The following is a 15,827-nucleotide window of genomic DNA, read 5'->3' on the forward strand; positions in this document are numbered from 1 at the left end:
GCGCCGGGCAAACGTTCCGCCCGGGCGGGAACGCGGCATCACTCCGTTACGGGTGGCATCGGAGGAGGCGGCGGCACGTCGGCCGCATTGTCCGCCGCGGCTGCGGCCGCGGCATCGGCACTGCGCTGTTTTTGTTTCTTGGCGATATCAAATTCCATCACGGTCCATTGCGGTCCCCGCACTTGCGGGCCGCCGGCGTCGCCCGGCAGCTGGGTGCTGTTCGGGTTGGCCGGCTTCACCGTATAGGTGCTGCCGCCCGCCTGCACGGTTTCCTGCACGATGCGGCCGCCGTCACGCTGCACGGTGGTGGTGGTGGTGTCGCGGCTCGATTTCGGTGTGACCGTGATCGGGGTATCGCTCTCCGGCACAGGTTCCAGCTTCGGCGGCGTGCCGGACTGGGCACTGGCGGAGCCGGCGGCCAGGGCCAGCAGGAAGGCGGCGGGAGCAATGGCGGCGAAGAGCGGACGCATGGACGGGCACATGGTAAGAGCCTTTATGGAGTAACCGTGATGTTGGTGGTTGGACCATTGTAACAAACTGACACCCGTTTCCGTTGCGAATGCCAATTTCCGCAGCGGGGCCGCACGATTCGCCGCCGCTTGTTCTCTGCGATAATGCCGGATTCGCATCAGACACTCCCACTTGCACCCATGCAAAAGACCTTGCTGCTGGTCGACGGTTCCAGCTATCTCTACCGTGCCTTCCATGCGCTGCCCGACCTGCGCAGCCCGGATGGCCACCCGACCGGCGCCATGCACGGCATGGTCAACATGCTGCGCCGCCTGCGCGCCGATTACCCGGCCGCCTACATCGCCTGCGTGTTCGATGCCAAGGGCAAGACCTTCCGCGACGACCTGTACCCGGAATACAAGGCCACGCGCGCGTCGATGCCGTCCGACCTTTCGCTGCAGATCGAGCCGATCCACGAAGCCGTGAAGGCGATGGGCTGGCCGATCCTGATGGTGGAGGGCGTGGAGGCGGACGACGTGATCGGCACGCTGTCCGTGACGGCCGAAAAGAACGGCATGGACGTGATCATTTCCACCGGCGACAAGGACCTGGCGCAGCTGGTCACGCCGCACGTCACGCTGATCAACACGATGAGCAACGAAAAGCTCGACGAAGCGGGCGTGGTGGCGAAATTCGGCGTGCCGCCGAACCGCATCATCGACTACCTCACGCTGATCGGCGATACCGTCGACAACGTGCCCGGCGTGGCGAAGTGCGGTCCGAAGACGGCCGTGAAATGGCTGACTCAGTACGACAGCCTGGAAGGGGTAATCGCCAACGCCGACAAGATCGGCGGTGCGGTGGGCGCCAACCTGAAGGCGGCGCTGGAATGGCTGCCGAAAGGCCGCGAACTGATCACCGTGAAGACCGATTGCGACCTGGCGCAGCACATGATGTCGATCTCCGAGTCGCTGATCGCGCGCGAGGAAGACCATGAATCGCTGCTGGCCTTCTTCAACAAATACGGCTTCAAGACACTGCTGCGCGAGCTGAAGGCCCTCACGCCGTCGGCGCAGGTACCCGGCCAGACCGGCCCGGCCGCGCCGGAAGGCCCCACCGGCGACATGTTCGCCGAACCGCCGGCCAACGTGCGCTACGACCTGGTGGTGACACCAGCGCAGCTCGACGAATGGATCGCGCGCATCGATGCCGCCGAGCTGGTGGCGGTGGACACGGAAACCACGTCGCTGGAACCGATGAATGCGCAGCTGGTCGGGATCTCGCTGGCGACCGAACCGGGCCTGGCGTGCTACATCCCGGTGGCGCACCGCTATGCGGGCGTGCCGGATCAATTGTCGCGCGAGGACGTGCTGGAAAAGCTCAAGCCCTGGCTCGAGGACGCCGCGAAGCCGAAGCTGGGCCAGAACCTGAAATACGACGCGCACATCTTCGCCAACCACGGTGTCACCTTGCGCGGCATCGTGCACGACACATTGCTGCAGTCGTATGTGTTCGAGTCGCACCGCACGCACGACATGGACAGCCTGGCCATGCGCCACCTGAACCACAAGACCATCGCCTATGAGGAGGTGTGCGGCAAGGGCGCGAGCCAGATCTGCTTCGACCAGGTGGAACTGCAGCGCGCCACCGACTACGCGGCCGAGGATGCCGACATCACGCTGCGCCTGCACATGGCGATGCACGGCCACGTCGCGGGCGACGAAGGCCTGACGAAGATCTACCGCGCCATCGAGCTGCCCACCGCCGTGGTGCTGCAGAAGATCGAGCGCAATGGCGTGCTGATCGACGCGGGCCTGCTGGCCACGCAATCGAACGAGCTGGGCACGCGCATCGCCGAACTGGAACAGAAGGCCTACGAACTGGCCGAAGGGCCGTTCAACCTGGGTTCGCCGAAGCAGATCGGCGATATCTTCTTCAACAAGCTGAAACTCCCCGTCGTCAAGAAAACGCCGAGCGGCGCGCCATCGACCGACGAGGAGGTGCTGCAAAAGCTGGCCGAGGATTATCCGCTGCCCAAGGTGCTGCTGGAATACCGCGGCATGGCCAAGCTGAAGTCCACGTACACCGACAAGCTGCCCAAGATGATCAACCCGCAGACAGGCCGCGTGCACACGAACTACGCGCAGGCCGTGGCGGTGACGGGGCGCCTGGCATCGAACGACCCGAACCTGCAGAACATCCCGATCCGCACGGCCGAAGGGCGCCGCATCCGTGAAGCGTTCATCGCGCCCGAAGGCAGCCATCTCGTCTCGGCCGACTATTCGCAGATCGAGCTGCGCATCATGGCGCACATCTCCGAGGACGAGGCGATGCTGCGCGCCTTCGCCGAGGGCGTCGACATCCACCGCGCCACCGCCGCCGAGATCTTCGGCGTGCCGGCCGACGAAGTGAACAGCGAGCAGCGCCGCTATGCCAAGGTGATCAACTTCGGCCTGATCTACGGCATGAGCGCGTTCGGCCTGGCCGCCAACCTGGGCATCGACCGTACCGCCGCGCAGAACTATATCGACCGCTACTTTCAGCGTTTCCACGGCGTGAAGCGCTACATGGACGAGACGCGCCTGGAAGCCAAGGCGAACGGCTACGTGAAAACGGTATTCGGCCGCCGCCTGTGGCTCCCCGAGATCAATTCCCCGAACGGCCCGCGCCGGCAGGCCGCCGAACGCGCCGCGATCAACGCGCCGATGCAAGGCACCGCGGCGGACCTGATCAAGCTGGCGATGATCGCCGTGCAGGACTGGCTCGAAAAGGAAAACCTGAAGTCGCGCATGATCATGCAGGTGCACGACGAACTGGTGCTCGAAGTGCCCGACGACGAACTGCCGCTGGTGCGCGATGCGCTGCCGAAGCTCATGGCCGGCGTCGCCGAGCTGAAAGTGCCCCTCGTCGCCGAGGTCGGCGTCGGCAGGAACTGGGAGGAGGCGCACTGAGCCTCCAGTGCTTCCTTCCAAAACCGGCGCCTGTCACTGGCTTTTTTGCAACATTTCCCGAAAACCGGTGACAGACACCGGTTTTTTTGCAATATTTCCAATCAATCGGGCGGTCCGCCCGGAGCGGCCTGTCACGAATTCCTTGATGGGCTATTTACTGGAGAACGCATGAACGACCTGCACAACGATGCCGCCAGCCTGATCGGCGCAGCGGAGGGAATCAGCCGCCGCGACCTGCTGAAGGCGGCGCTCGGTACCGGCTTTGCCGCCGCCGCGCTGCCCGTCAGCGCCGAGACCGTGGTGAAGACCGATGCCGAAGGCCTCACGGCCGGCACCGTGAACGTCACCGTCGATGGCTACCCGGTGCCTGTGTACCGCGCCCAGCCCGCCGGCAAGACGGGCTTGCCCGTGATCCTCGTCATCTCCGAGATCTTCGGCGTGCACGAGCACATCGCCGACGTGGCGCGCCGCTTTGCAAGGCAGGGCTACCTGGCGCTGGCGCCGAACCTGTTCGCACGCCAGGGCGATCCACAAAAGGAAACGTCGATCGCCGACCTGCAAAAGAACATCATCAGCAAGGTGCCGGACATCCAGGTGTTCAAGGACCTGGACGCGGTCGTGGCCTGGGCCGCCCAGAACGGCGGCGCGGCGGACAAGCTGGGCATCACCGGTTTCTGCTGGGGCGGCCGCATCACGTGGCTGTATGCGGCGCATAATCCGGCCGTCAAGGCAGGCGTGGCGTGGTACGGGAGGTTGGTAGGGGAAGCCACTGCCAATACGGCCCGCCATCCTGTCGACGTGGCTGCCACGCTGAAGACGCCGGTCCTGGGCCTGTATGGCGCAAAGGACACCGGCATCCCGCTGGAATCGGTGGAAAAGATGAAGGCCGAACTGGCGAAGGGAAAGTCGGGTTCCACGTTCGTCATCTATGAAAACGCCGGACACGCTTTCCATGCCGACTACCGCCCCAGCTACGTGGAAGCGGATGCGAAGGATGGCTGGAAGCGCGCGCTGGACTGGTTCAAGCAGCACGGCGTGGCCTGATCCGTTTCCTTTTTTGCGTCGTTTTTCCCTTGTTGTCCCCTTATTGATACTGTATTTTCAGCAGAAGCGCGAGCTGGACGGTAAAATGTCCGGTTTGCGCGCTGCCCGGGCCCCGGTGCTGCGCGCGCGGCAAAGCGCACGAGAGGCTCCAAAATCGATCCGGTACTCATATCCATTCTGCTGGCAACCACCCTTGCCGGCGTAGCCAGCATTTCGGCGGCGGCACTGTTTTCGTTCACGCTGCTGTCGAAAGTCGTCGAACGGATGGTCAGCCTGTCGGTCGGCATCATGCTGTCCACGTCGCTGCTGCATGCCTTGCCGGAAGCCTTCGAATCGCATGCCGACCCGCGCACGCTGTTCGCCACGCTGCTGGGCGGCCTGCTGACGTTCTTCATGCTGGAAAAGCTGGCGATCCTGCGCCACTCGCACCACCACGAGGGCGACGGCCACCACCACGCGCACGGCCACGACAAGCATGAAGCCGGCCGCGCCGGCTGGATGATCCTGGTCGGCGACGGCATGCACAATTTCACCGACGGCATCCTGATCGCCGCCGCGTTCCTGGCCGACCCGCACCTGGGCATCGTGGCCGCCATCGCCATCATCGCGCATGAAATCCCGCAGGAGATCGGCGACTTCATCGTGCTGCTCAACGCCGGTTTTTCGCGCGCACGGGCCTACTTCTACAACCTGCTGTGCAGCCTGCTCGCCGTGGCCGGCGGCCTGCTGGGCTACTACACGCTCGACCGCGCCAGCAACCTGATTCCCTATGTGCTGGTGTTCGCGTCGTCCGGCTTCATCTACATCGCCGTCAGCGACCTGATGCCGCAGATGCAGCGCCGCGCCACGATGAAGGAAACCGTGCCGCAAGTGCTGCTGATCGCACTGGGCGTGTGCATCGTGCTGTTCCTGACGGCAGGGCGGCACTGAGGCCGGGCAGGGCGTGCAACGTTCCGCGCCGCCGCATGTCACACCCCCGGCCACGCGCTGTCACGCGCCTGTCATAATCCTGTGCCAGCATGGCATCAACAAAAACAACAATAAAGGAGGTCGATACATGCTGAACATTTTGTCGAAAACCCTGGGCACCGCCCGCGCCACCTGTCTTCGCATCACGTCGCCCCGCCGCGAGGTCATGCGCGACCTGCCCCCGGAACTCTACGATTACTGGTCGCGCACGGCGCACCTCGAATTCAAAGGCATCCCTCGCGGTGCCTTTTTTTACGCCCGTGCCGCCGAGGCGCTGGTGACGTTCTTCGAATGCGTTGCGCGCACCGGCCACCCGTGCGCCTTGCCGTCGAAGGCGGCGGACTCGGTCTGGCATGCATGGCTGCGCCACTCTCCCGCCTCGCTGGACGAATTTTGCGAACGCCATTTCGGTGCGCGCATTCCCCACGTGAAAGCGGCCGACATGGCCGGCGGCATGGCGCTGCCGATTGCGCGAACCCTTGTGATGGCGCGCAGGCTGGACGGGCTGGACCCGGCCGGTCCGAACGTGCCGCGCCTGTTCGGCACGGACCGCGCGCTGCGCATGCCGGGCGGTTTCGCGTATGAATATTGCAGCGTCCGTCTGGTCTGGCGGAACATCGACGAGCGCGGCCGCCGGGCGCGGGCAACCCGCACGCACAGCGCCACCGACCCGGCATCGCTGTTCGCCGCCGGCCTGATCACATGGCCGGAATTCGAACGGTTCCGGTCGCGTTACGGATGGGGCGGCGACTCCGGCGCCGGCGGCGGCTTTACCGGCGCCGACCCTTCCTGCGAAAGCGCCAGCTGCGACGGTGGCAGCGGTTGCGGCAGCAGTTGCGGCGGAGGTGGCGACTGACGTTTTCCAGCGCAGGCAAACTGTCCAAGCGGAAATTGATGCCGATCAGACGAGACGAACTGCGTGTCACGGGTCAGTCATGGCGTAGTGCCGGCCTGAATTCGACAATAGCGGCAACCAACAACCTTGGAGCCCAACATGCAGAACATCCTGTCGAAAACTTTCGGAACCGTTCGCGTCACCTGTCTTCGTATCTTGACTCCCCGACGCTGGGCCTTGAGCGATATTCCCCCTGAGTTGTACGAATATTGGTCACGCACAGCGCATATCGAGTTCCAAGGTATTCCGCGCGATGCCTTTTTTTTTGCTCGTGCGATGGATGCGCTGCTGGATTTCTTTGAATGCGTGAAGCGCAGCAATCGCTCGTGCGCACTGCCATCGAAGGCGGCCGACTCAATATGGCACGCTTGGTTGCAATACTCGCCTGCTTCACTTGACGGGTTTTGCGAGCGGCATATGGGCCGGCGCATTCCGCACGTCGAAGCGGTCGACATGACCGGCGGCATGGCGCTGCCGATGGCAACTGCCCTGGTTGCAGCACGCGGGCTGGACGGGTTTTCCAAGGCTGGACCCGGTGTGCCGCGACTGTTTGCGACGGATCGCGTCCTGCGCATGCCGGACGGCTTTGCCTGGCAGGCTCGCGGCAATTGGACGATTTGCTCATCTATGAATGAGCAGGGGCGGCCAGTTGGCGAATGGCGGATTCCCGCAGCGACAAAACCCGACTTCTTGCTTGCCGCCGGTCTGATTTCACGGAGCGATCATGACGTTTGGTTGTTGCGTTGCAAATTGCTTCCCGGAGTGAGGGCGAGTACCGGCGCCGTGGGTGGAATTTGCGACGCCGTCTGCCACATTGCCGCGGGTAGCGGTAATAGTGGTAGCGATGGCGGCAGCAGCTGTGGCAGCAGTTGCGGCGGCGGCTGCGGCGGTGGCGGCTGCGGCAGTTGAAAAAACGCCGATAAGTAAAAAGCATTCCTTAAGCAGCGAAACGCAATCGTGGCCACGCATGGCCCGCCTATACTTTCCTCGACAGTATCGGGGCCGCAGCAGCGTGCCACCGGCATCGATACGGCCCGCCAATGGGCGCTGCGAGGAGACGACCATGACACCGCTATTCCACCCCATCCCGCCACCGCCCTAGCGGCGCGCGCCTGGCCGCGCACCGGCCCATCCGTTTTCCCATCGCTGTTTTTCGCCCGGCATCTTCACGCCAGGGCGGCGTGCACCCGCGCGCATCCATCATCCACAACCAGGAGACTCCATGCATCGAAACACGACCCCTTTGAAGGCCATCGCCGCCGGCGCGGCAATGCTGCTGGCCCTGACCGCCTGCGGCTCCAGCGACGGCAACCAGCCGACAGGCGTGTCCGACAGCGCACTGGCCTTCGACAGCGCAAAGTACACCACGATCAACGTCACCATCGATGGCGTGCAGGTGCCGGTGCGCTGGTACAAGGAGGTTTGCTATGTGGCGAAGCCCGTGGCGATGGCATCCACGCAAACGGCCCTGAACGGCAGCAGCACCACGATCGCCAACACGGCGTGCGGCTACCAGAGCATGAATATCTTCGTGCCGGAAAGCGCGGCGGCCAGCACCGACACGGCGCTGTACTTCGCCGTCAACAACAGCGGCTGGTTCGCCAGCTATATCAGGGCCAGCGTCACCGACGGCGCCACCTACGACAGCGCCACCAGCAACGTGGGGGCGGCGCTGAAGGCGGGCTACGTGTTCATCGACGTGGCCACGCGCAGCCGCGGCGTGACGACGGCCGACGGCAGTTGGCCGGGCAAGGCGCCGGCGCCGGTGGTCGACGCGAAGGCGGCGATCCGCTACCTGCGCCTGAACGATGCGCGCATGCCGGGCAGCGCCAGCCGCATCGTGGTGAACGGCACCAGCGGCGGCGGGGCGCTGTCGTCGATCATCGGCGCCTCCGGCAACAGCCCCGATTACCTGCCTTACCTGGCCGCGGTGGGCGCTGCCGGCATCGACGCGAACGGTTACAGCACGCTGCGCGACGATGTCCTGGCCATCAACGCATATTGCCCGATCACCGACCTGGGCAACGCCGACCTGCATTACGAGTGGCTGTACACGGCGTTCGGCACGCGTGCCGCCGTGGGCCGCAACCCGAACCCGGCAGGCAGCGCGCAGCTGGCGGCGAAGTTTCCCGCCTACCAGCAGGGCCTGAAGCTGTCGAACGGCAGCGGCGCGGCAATCACGGCCGACAACATGATGGATCAGATACGGCAGGAAGTAATCCGTTCGGCCGAGGTGTACATGGCGGCGGGCGGCACGGTTCCCGACCTGGGCGAGCAGATGCCGTACACCAGCGGCGGCGCCACGCGCACCTACACGAACGACTGGCTCGACGTCGACAACGGCACGAAAAAGGTGGTGTCGATCGACATGGAGAAATACCTGAAGTTCGTTGCCACGCAGGCCACGCTGAAGGCCGCACCGGCCTTCGACCAGACCGGCATGACGGTCACCGCGGCCAGCGGCGAGTCGAACCTGTTCGGCACGGCGAGCGAGAAATACAGCAACTTCACCGAATACGGCTGGGACAACAACGACGTACACGGCGACGGCATCGGCTATGACGATACCGGCGTCACCGGCAGCCGGTATTTCAGTCTCGCCACCACGCCCGTCATGACGCAGGTGAAGCTGATCAACCCGATGGCCTACATCGGCACCGCGGCCGACACGGCACCCTACTGGTACGTGCGGCACGGCACGCGCGACCGCGACACGGCATTCACCGTGTCGATCAACCTGGCGCGCGCACTGCAGGCCGACACGGGTGTGCAGGAGGTGAATTACCGGCTGGCGTGGAACCAGCCGCATGCAGGCAACTACGACGTGCCCGAAGCGATGGCGTGGATCGCGCAGGTGCTGAAAGCCGCGGCGGCCAAGGGCCTTTGAGGCGCCGCGGTCCGGCGCGAGTCGGCAGCGGCGGCCTCAGGCCCCGGTCGCCACCGGCCGCTCGGGAGAAGCGCACCATTCGGACCACGAACCCGGATACAGCGCGGCGCCCGGCATGCCCGCCACTTCCAGCGCCAACAGGTTGTGGCACGCCGTCACGCCGGAGCCGCACTGCATGACGGCGGAAGAGGGCGAGGCGAACAGCGGCGCGAATTCCTCCTTCAGCTGCGCGGCCGGCTTGAACTTGCCGTCGGCGCCCAGGTTGTCCTTGAAGAAGCGGTTCTTCGCGCCGGGAATATGGCCGCCGACCGGGTCGATGCTCTCGTTCTCGCCGCGGAAGCGGTCGCTGGCGCGTGCGTCGACGACCGTGAAAGCGCCGGTGGACAGGTTCGCCACCACGTCTTCCACCGACACCGCGCGGGTCAGTGACGGCCGTTCGGTGATACCGCCCGGCGCACGCGGCGCCACGTCGGTCGTCACGGACTGCCCCGCCGCCTGCCAGGCCGGCAGGCCGCCATCGAGCACCGCCACGGCCTCGTGGCCGATCGAGCGCAGCAGCCACCACAGCCGCGCCGCATACATGCCGCCATGCGCATCGTAGGCCACCACCTGGGTATCGTCGCCGATGCCGAAGCGGCGCAGCGTCTCGATCAGCGCGGCGCGGTCCGGCAGCGGGTGCCGGCCGCGGAACGTGCTGCCGGCACCGGCCTTCGGGCCGGACAGGTCGTCGTCGATGCTGGCGAACTGCGCGCCGGGGAGATGGCCGGCGGCAAAGGCTTCGCGGCCGAAAGCGGGATTGAGCAGGTCGTGGCGGCAATCGAGCACGACCCACTTCGGGTCATCGATATGGCGCGCGAGGGCGGTGGCGTCGATCAGGGTAGTGAACATGGGGTCTCCTCAAACTTCGCTGGCGATGGGATCGGTCGAAGCGACGGCCTTGCCGCGCTCGGTGTTCTTCGTATTGTAGAACGTGGCGGCGCTGCCGGAGGCGAGGATGATGCCGATGCCGAGCCAGCTGTGCCAGTCGAACTTGTCGGCGAACACCAGCACGCCCCAGATACTGGAGAACACGATGCCGGTGTATTGCAGGTTGGCGACCACCAGCGTGTTGCCGAGGCGGTAGGCGCGCGTCATCGATACCTGCGCCGCGGTGGCGAACAGGCCGATGCCCAGCAACAGCAGGAAGCCGTATTCGCTGTTCAACGAGTGGAACACGACCGGCCCGCCGCCCGCTTCGGCGAACGTGCCGAGCAGGCCCGCCACCACGTTCGATACGGCGAAATAAAACACCACGCGGTTTTCCGGTTCGCCGGCCAGGCCCAGCTTGCGCACCTGCATGTAGGCCACCGCCGTGAGGATGGACGAGAAGATCGCGATCAGCGCATACACCAGCTGGTCGGACTGGAATGCGGGCTGCAGCAGCAGCACGACGCCGACGAAGCTCATGCCCACCGCCACCAGCAGCGGCCATGACACGTCGTTCTTGGCGTGCCACCAGCCGTGCGCGAACAGCCATATGGCGATCCAGATCGGCGACAGGTAATTCAGGGTCATCGCCGTGGCGAGCGGCAGCTTGGCGATCGAATAGAACCACAGCCACAGCGAAATCACGCCCACCACGCTGCGCCACAGATGTCCCAGCGCGAATTTCGTCCGCAGCGTGCCGCCCTGCAGGCGGATCAGGACCAGCAGCACGGTCACGCCCACGATGCCGCGGTACATCACGATCTCCGACGTGGAGAACATGTCCGATGCGAGCTTCACGCAGACACCCATGGCGGCAAACAGGAAACTGGCGAATAACATCCAAAGCGATTGCATTGCATTCCTCATCTGAAAATGACCGAGGGGACAGTCCGTTGCGATCCGGATCTGTCCCCTCGTTGTTGATTTTATTTATACGGCGATTTTACTTCGATACCATTCGTGGAAGTGCTGCATGCCGTCTTCCATCGGGCTCTGGTAGGGCCCCGCATCCGATGTGCCGCGATCCAGCAGGATCTTGCGGCCCGCATCCATGCGCAGCGCGATCTCGTCATCCTCGACGGCCGTTTCCATGTAGGCGGCGCGTTCCGCGTCCACGAACTCGCGCTCGAACAGCACGATCTCTTCGGGGTAGTAGAACTCCACCACGTTCTTCGTGCGGTTCGGGCCTTCCGGCCATAGCGTGGACACGACCAGCACGTGCGGGTACCACTCCACCATGATGTTCGGGTACAGCGTCAGCCAGATCGCGCCGAACGGCGGTGCTTCGCCGTTGCGGAACTTGAGCACCTGCTCGTGCCAGCGCTGGTACACGTCCGAGCCCGATTTCTTCAGGCCGCGGTTCACGCCCACCGTCTGCACCGAGTAGTCGGCGCCGAATTCCCAGCGCAGGTCGTCGCAGGAAACAAAGCCGCCCAGGCCCGGGTGGAACGGCTCCACGTGGTAATCCTCGAGGTAGACCTCGATGAACGTCTTCCAGTTGTAGTCGCAGTGGTGCACTTCCACGTGATCGAGCATGTAGCCGGTGAAGTCCAGGTCCTTCGTCACGGACATGTCCTTGAGCTTGTCCATCACGTTGTAGCCGTTCTGCTCGAACAGCAGGCCGTTCCAGCTTTGCAGCGGCGCCTTCGGCAGGTTCAGGCAGGGCGTTTCCGGAAAATGCGGAGCGCCGATCAGGTCGCCCTTCAGGTCGTAGGTCCAGCGGTGCAGCGGACAGACGATCGTGTTGGCATTGCCGCGGCCATTGAACATCAATGCCTGGCGGTGCCGGCACACGTTCGACAGCAGTTCGATACCCTGGGCATTACGGACCAGCATGCGCCCCTCGTTTTCCGAGGCGAGCGTCGTGAAGTCGCCGATGTTCGGCACCATCAGTTCATGGCCCACGTAGCGTGGGCCATTCTGGAACAATTGCTGCATTTCACGCCGCAGTAGCGCTTCGTCAAAATAGACGTGGACCGGAAGTTGCGCGTTCGAGCGCGCGAGCCTGGCGTGGGTACCCAGATCGGACATCCCAACCCCCCTTAATTAAAGTGCTGCAAACCAAGAAGAGACAGAATCCGCAAAGACCTGAATTCAGAGTATGAGAACGGGTGTTTCGGACAGAACCGGAGATTATAGCGTGAACGGCTTGATTCTGCCGATAAATCATCGTTTCAACCCCGGGGTGCCCGGCATTGTGCGCCCTTTCGGCATGCAAGGGTGCCACCCTGGCCTCGATTGCAACATGGCACGCCTGGCCGGGTTGCCATTTTGGACCGTGCGCGACACTTTGTTCTAAAATAACGGGCTACACTCCAGCACTGAACCGAAATCAAGTCATGGTCAATAAAACAATCAGCGCCGAAAACACCGCGCCCGCCTCATTCGAAGAGGCGATGGCCGAGCTGGCGCAGCTCGTCACCCAGATGGAATCCGGGCAGTTGCCGCTGGAGGCATCGGTCGCAGCCTACGCGCGCGGTTCGGAACTGGTCAAATACTGCGCGAGCCAGCTGGACAAGGTGGAATCGCAGGTCAAGATCCTGGAAGGCGACCTGCTCAAGCCCTTCGCCGATGGCGACGAGGGCGGACAATGACGACCACGTTCCAGGACTGGATGCGCGGCATCCAGGCAGGCATGGAAGAAGACATGTCCGCTTATCTCCCGGCGGCCACCATGGTACCGGGCAAATTGCACGAAGCCATGCGCTACGCGCTGCTGGGCGGCGGCAAGCGCGTGCGCCCGCTGCTGGTGTACGCGGCGGGTGCCCTGACGGGCGCCGATGCGCAAGCGCTGTCGCGTGCCGCCGCCGCCGTGGAAATGATCCATGCGTATTCGCTGGTGCACGACGACATGCCGTGCATGGACGATGACGACCTGCGCCGCGGCAAGCCCACGGTGCACGTGGCCTATGACGAAGCGACGGCGCTGCTGGTCGGCGACGCGCTGCAATCGCAAGCTTTCACGGTGCTGGCCGGCACGGATGCGAATTCGCCAAATGCTATCCCGCCAGCTCGCCTGCTGGCCATGGTGCGGCTGCTGGCCGATGCCGCCGGCTCGGCCGGCATGTGCGGCGGCCAGGCGATCGACCTCGACAGCGTGGGCCTGGCTCTCACGCTCGAGCAACTGGAACGCATGCACCAGCTGAAGACAGGGGCGCTGCTGCGCGCGTCCGTCGTGCTGGGCGCGCTGGCCGGCAAGGACCTGTCCGCTACCGAACTGGAGGCATTGCATGCCTACAGCCGTGCGATCGGCCTGGCCTTCCAGGTGGTGGACGACGTGCTCGACGCCACCGCCGATTCGGCCACCCTTGGCAAGACGGCCGGCAAGGATGCCGCCGATAACAAACCCACCTACGTCTCGATCCTGGGGCTCGACGAATCCGTCGCCCTGGCCGAGCAATTGCGGCGCGACGCCCACGCGGCGCTTGGCGCCTTTGGCGACGGCGCGCTGCGCCTGCGCGAACTCGCGGACCTGATCGTGCAGCGGAAGGCATAAATGAACCTGCTTCAAAACATCAATAACCCGGCGGACCTGCGCAAACTGCCGCGCCACCAGCTGGTACCGCTGGCCGACGAACTGCGCAACTTCCTGCTCGATTCCGTCTCCAAGACGGGCGGCCACCTGTCGTCGAACCTGGGCACCGTCGAACTGACCGTCGCGCTGCATTATGTGTTCAACACGCCCCACGACCGCATCGTGTGGGACGTGGGCCACCAGACCTACACGCACAAGATCCTCACGGGCCGGCGCGAGCAGTTCCACAGTCTGCGCCAGCTGGACGGCATTTCCGGCTTCCCGCGGCGCGTGGAGAGCGAATACGACACGTTCGGCACCGCGCACTCGTCCACGTCGATTTCCGCCGCCCTGGGCATGGCGCTGGCCGCGAAGATCAAGGGCGAACAGCGCCATGCCATCGCCGTGATCGGCGACGGCTCGATGACGGCCGGCATGGCCTTCGAAGCGCTGAACAACGCCGGCGTGGAAGAAGACTGCAACCTGCTGGTGATCCTGAACGACAACGACATGTCGATCTCGCCGCCGGTGGGCGCGCTGAACCGCTACCTGGCGCGGCTGATGTCCGGCCAGTTCTACGCGGCCGCGAAAAACGTCGGAAAATCGGTGCTGCCGGCACCCATGCTGGAGCTGGCGAAGAAGCTGGAAGAACATGCCAAGGGCATGGTGGTGCCGGCCACGATGTTCGAGGAATTCGGCTTCAACTACATCGGCCCGATCGATGGCCACGACCTCGATTCGCTGGTTCCCACGCTGCAGAACATCCGCAACCTGAAGGGGCCGCAGTTCCTCCACGTGGTCACGAAAAAGGGCCAGGGCTACAAGCTGGCCGAGGCGGAACCGATCCTGTATCACGGCACGGGCAAATTCAACCCGGCCGAAGGCATCAAGCCGGCCACGGCGCCTGCGAAGATGACGTACACCGAGGTGTTCGGCAACTGGCTGTGCGACATGGCGGCGAAGGACGAGCGCCTGGTCGGCATCACGCCGGCGATGCGCGAAGGCTCCGGCATGGTGCGCTTCCATGCCGAATACCCGCAGCGCTACTTCGACGTGGGCATCGCCGAGCAGCATTCCGTCACGTTCGCCGGCGGCCTCGCGTGCGAGGGCATGAAGCCGGTGGTGGCGATCTATTCGACGTTCCTGCAACGTGCCTACGACCAGCTGATCCACGACGTGGCCCTGCAGAACCTGGACGTGACCTTTGCGCTGGATCGCGCCGGCCTGGTGGGCGCCGACGGCGCCACGCATGCCGGCAATTACGACCTGGCCTACCTGCGCTGCATCCCGAACATGGTGGTGATGGCCGCATCCGACGAGAACGAATGCCGCCGGATGCTGACCACCGCCTACCAGTATCCCGGCCCGGCCGCCGTGCGCTACCCGCGCGGTGCCGGCATCGGTGCGGCCTTGTCGCCGGAACTCACCACCATCGACCTGGGCAAGGGCGAACTGCGCCGCCAAGGCGAGCGCGTGGCGATCATGGCCTTCGGCGCCATGGTGGCGCCGTCGCTCAAGGCGGCCGACGGCATCAACGCGACCTTGGCCAACATGCGCTTCGTGAAGCCGCTCGACGTGGAACTGGTCAAGGAACTGGCCGCATCGCACGATTACCTGGTCACGGTGGAAGAGGGCTGCGTGATGGGCGGCGCCGGCGCCGCCGTGGCCGAGGCGCTGGCCGAGGCGGGCATCGCCAAGCCGCTGCTGATCCTCGGCCTGCCCGACCAGTTCATCGACCATGGCGACCCGGCCAAGTTGCTGGCCAGCGTGGGCCTGGATGCCGACGGCATCGCCCGCTCCATCAAGGCGCGCTTCCTCGGCGGCGAGCCGCGGCTGGTGGTCAGCAACGGCTGAGCGCATTCCGCGCAATGACAAACGGCGCTGCGGCGCCGTTTGTCATTGATCGCAAAGAGATGAATCCTGTCTGGCCAGCAGTGTGACTGCCGCACGCCCATCGCATGCCGCGCGGCCGGCCGATACGACCTGCCGCCCTCGTCGCCACAATCTTGTGTGCGGATGACGACCGCGTGCCACTGACTTGCACGGCAATATTGCCGGTCATTCAAGATCCGCTGCATCGCGAGATTTACTCAGCCGGCCGGGCGGCTGACTCAACCCGTCCTTTACTTTTTCCTGTAGGATACCGGCTTT

The 15,827-nt window shown here is 64.6% G+C and carries 13 protein-coding genes; 9 read left to right on the forward strand and 4 right to left on the reverse strand.

What is annotated here, in order from left to right; genetic code table 11:
• Nucleotides 1–38 precede the first annotated feature (38 nt).
• Nucleotides 39–470: a hypothetical protein gene (locus ACY65G_RS12660; protein WP_464997713.1), complete on the reverse strand. Its 432-nt coding sequence runs from the start codon at nt 468–470 to the stop codon at nt 39–41.
• A 180-nt stretch (nt 471–650) separates the two neighbouring features.
• Here ACY65G_RS12660 and polA point away from each other — a divergent pair, with 180 nt between their 5' ends.
• The 6 genes from polA (at nt 651) to ACY65G_RS12690 (ending at nt 9,196) form a co-directional block, all read left to right on the forward strand.
• Nucleotides 651–3,401, forward strand: a complete 2,751-nt coding sequence (polA, locus tag ACY65G_RS12665; RefSeq protein WP_464997714.1) for a DNA polymerase I — start codon at nt 651–653, stop codon at nt 3,399–3,401.
• 168 nt (nt 3,402–3,569) lie between these two features.
• On the forward strand, nt 3,570–4,445 hold the full coding sequence (locus tag ACY65G_RS12670; protein WP_464997715.1) for a dienelactone hydrolase family protein: 876 nt from the start codon (nt 3,570–3,572) through the stop codon (nt 4,443–4,445).
• Between the two features lie 177 nt (nt 4,446–4,622).
• A complete protein-coding gene (locus ACY65G_RS12675; protein ID WP_464998022.1) occupies nt 4,623–5,375 on the forward strand; it encodes a ZIP family metal transporter in 753 nt (250 codons plus the stop codon).
• Between the two features lie 127 nt (nt 5,376–5,502).
• A complete protein-coding gene (locus ACY65G_RS12680; protein ID WP_464997716.1) occupies nt 5,503–6,270 on the forward strand; it encodes a hypothetical protein in 768 nt (255 codons plus the stop codon).
• A 138-nt stretch (nt 6,271–6,408) separates the two neighbouring features.
• Nucleotides 6,409–7,218, forward strand: a complete 810-nt coding sequence (locus ACY65G_RS12685; protein WP_464997717.1) for a hypothetical protein — start codon at nt 6,409–6,411, stop codon at nt 7,216–7,218.
• Between the two features lie 313 nt (nt 7,219–7,531).
• On the forward strand, nt 7,532–9,196 hold the full coding sequence (locus ACY65G_RS12690) for a subtype B tannase (protein WP_464997718.1): 1,665 nt from the start codon (nt 7,532–7,534) through the stop codon (nt 9,194–9,196).
• 36 nt (nt 9,197–9,232) lie between these two features.
• Here ACY65G_RS12690 and ACY65G_RS12695 read toward each other — a convergent pair whose 3' ends face one another.
• The 3 genes from ACY65G_RS12695 to ACY65G_RS12705 form a co-directional block, all read right to left on the reverse strand.
• A complete protein-coding gene (locus ACY65G_RS12695) occupies nt 9,233–10,084 on the reverse strand; it encodes a sulfurtransferase (RefSeq protein ID WP_464997719.1) in 852 nt (283 codons plus the stop codon).
• Nucleotides 10,085–10,093: 9 nt separating this feature from the next.
• The gene (locus tag ACY65G_RS12700) at nt 10,094–11,017 is read right to left on the reverse strand and encodes a DMT family transporter (RefSeq protein WP_464997720.1); all 924 of its coding nucleotides are present in this window, start codon (nt 11,015–11,017) and stop codon (nt 10,094–10,096) included.
• A 75-nt stretch (nt 11,018–11,092) separates the two neighbouring features.
• Nucleotides 11,093–12,193 (reverse strand): aromatic ring-hydroxylating oxygenase subunit alpha, encoded by a 1,101-nt coding sequence (locus ACY65G_RS12705; RefSeq protein WP_464997721.1) that lies wholly within the window; start codon nt 12,191–12,193, stop codon nt 11,093–11,095.
• Nucleotides 12,194–12,501: 308 nt separating this feature from the next.
• Between ACY65G_RS12705 and ACY65G_RS12710 the strand changes: the two genes are divergently transcribed.
• Genes ACY65G_RS12710 through dxs form a run of 3 tightly spaced genes read left to right on the forward strand, consistent with a single transcriptional unit; the run spans nt 12,502 to nt 15,530 of the window.
• Nucleotides 12,502–12,756, forward strand: coding sequence for an exodeoxyribonuclease VII small subunit (locus ACY65G_RS12710; RefSeq protein WP_464997722.1), 255 nt, complete (start codon nt 12,502–12,504; stop codon nt 12,754–12,756).
• Nucleotides 12,753–13,658 (forward strand): polyprenyl synthetase family protein, encoded by a 906-nt coding sequence (locus ACY65G_RS12715; protein ID WP_464997723.1) that lies wholly within the window; start codon nt 12,753–12,755, stop codon nt 13,656–13,658. The genes ACY65G_RS12710 and ACY65G_RS12715 overlap by 4 nt, the downstream gene beginning before the upstream one ends.
• Nucleotides 13,659–15,530, forward strand: a complete 1,872-nt coding sequence (gene dxs / locus ACY65G_RS12720; RefSeq protein WP_464997724.1) for a 1-deoxy-D-xylulose-5-phosphate synthase — start codon at nt 13,659–13,661, stop codon at nt 15,528–15,530.
• Nucleotides 15,531–15,827: the final 297 nt, after the last annotated feature.

Source organism: Pseudoduganella sp. jia 12, from assembly GCF_055502675.1.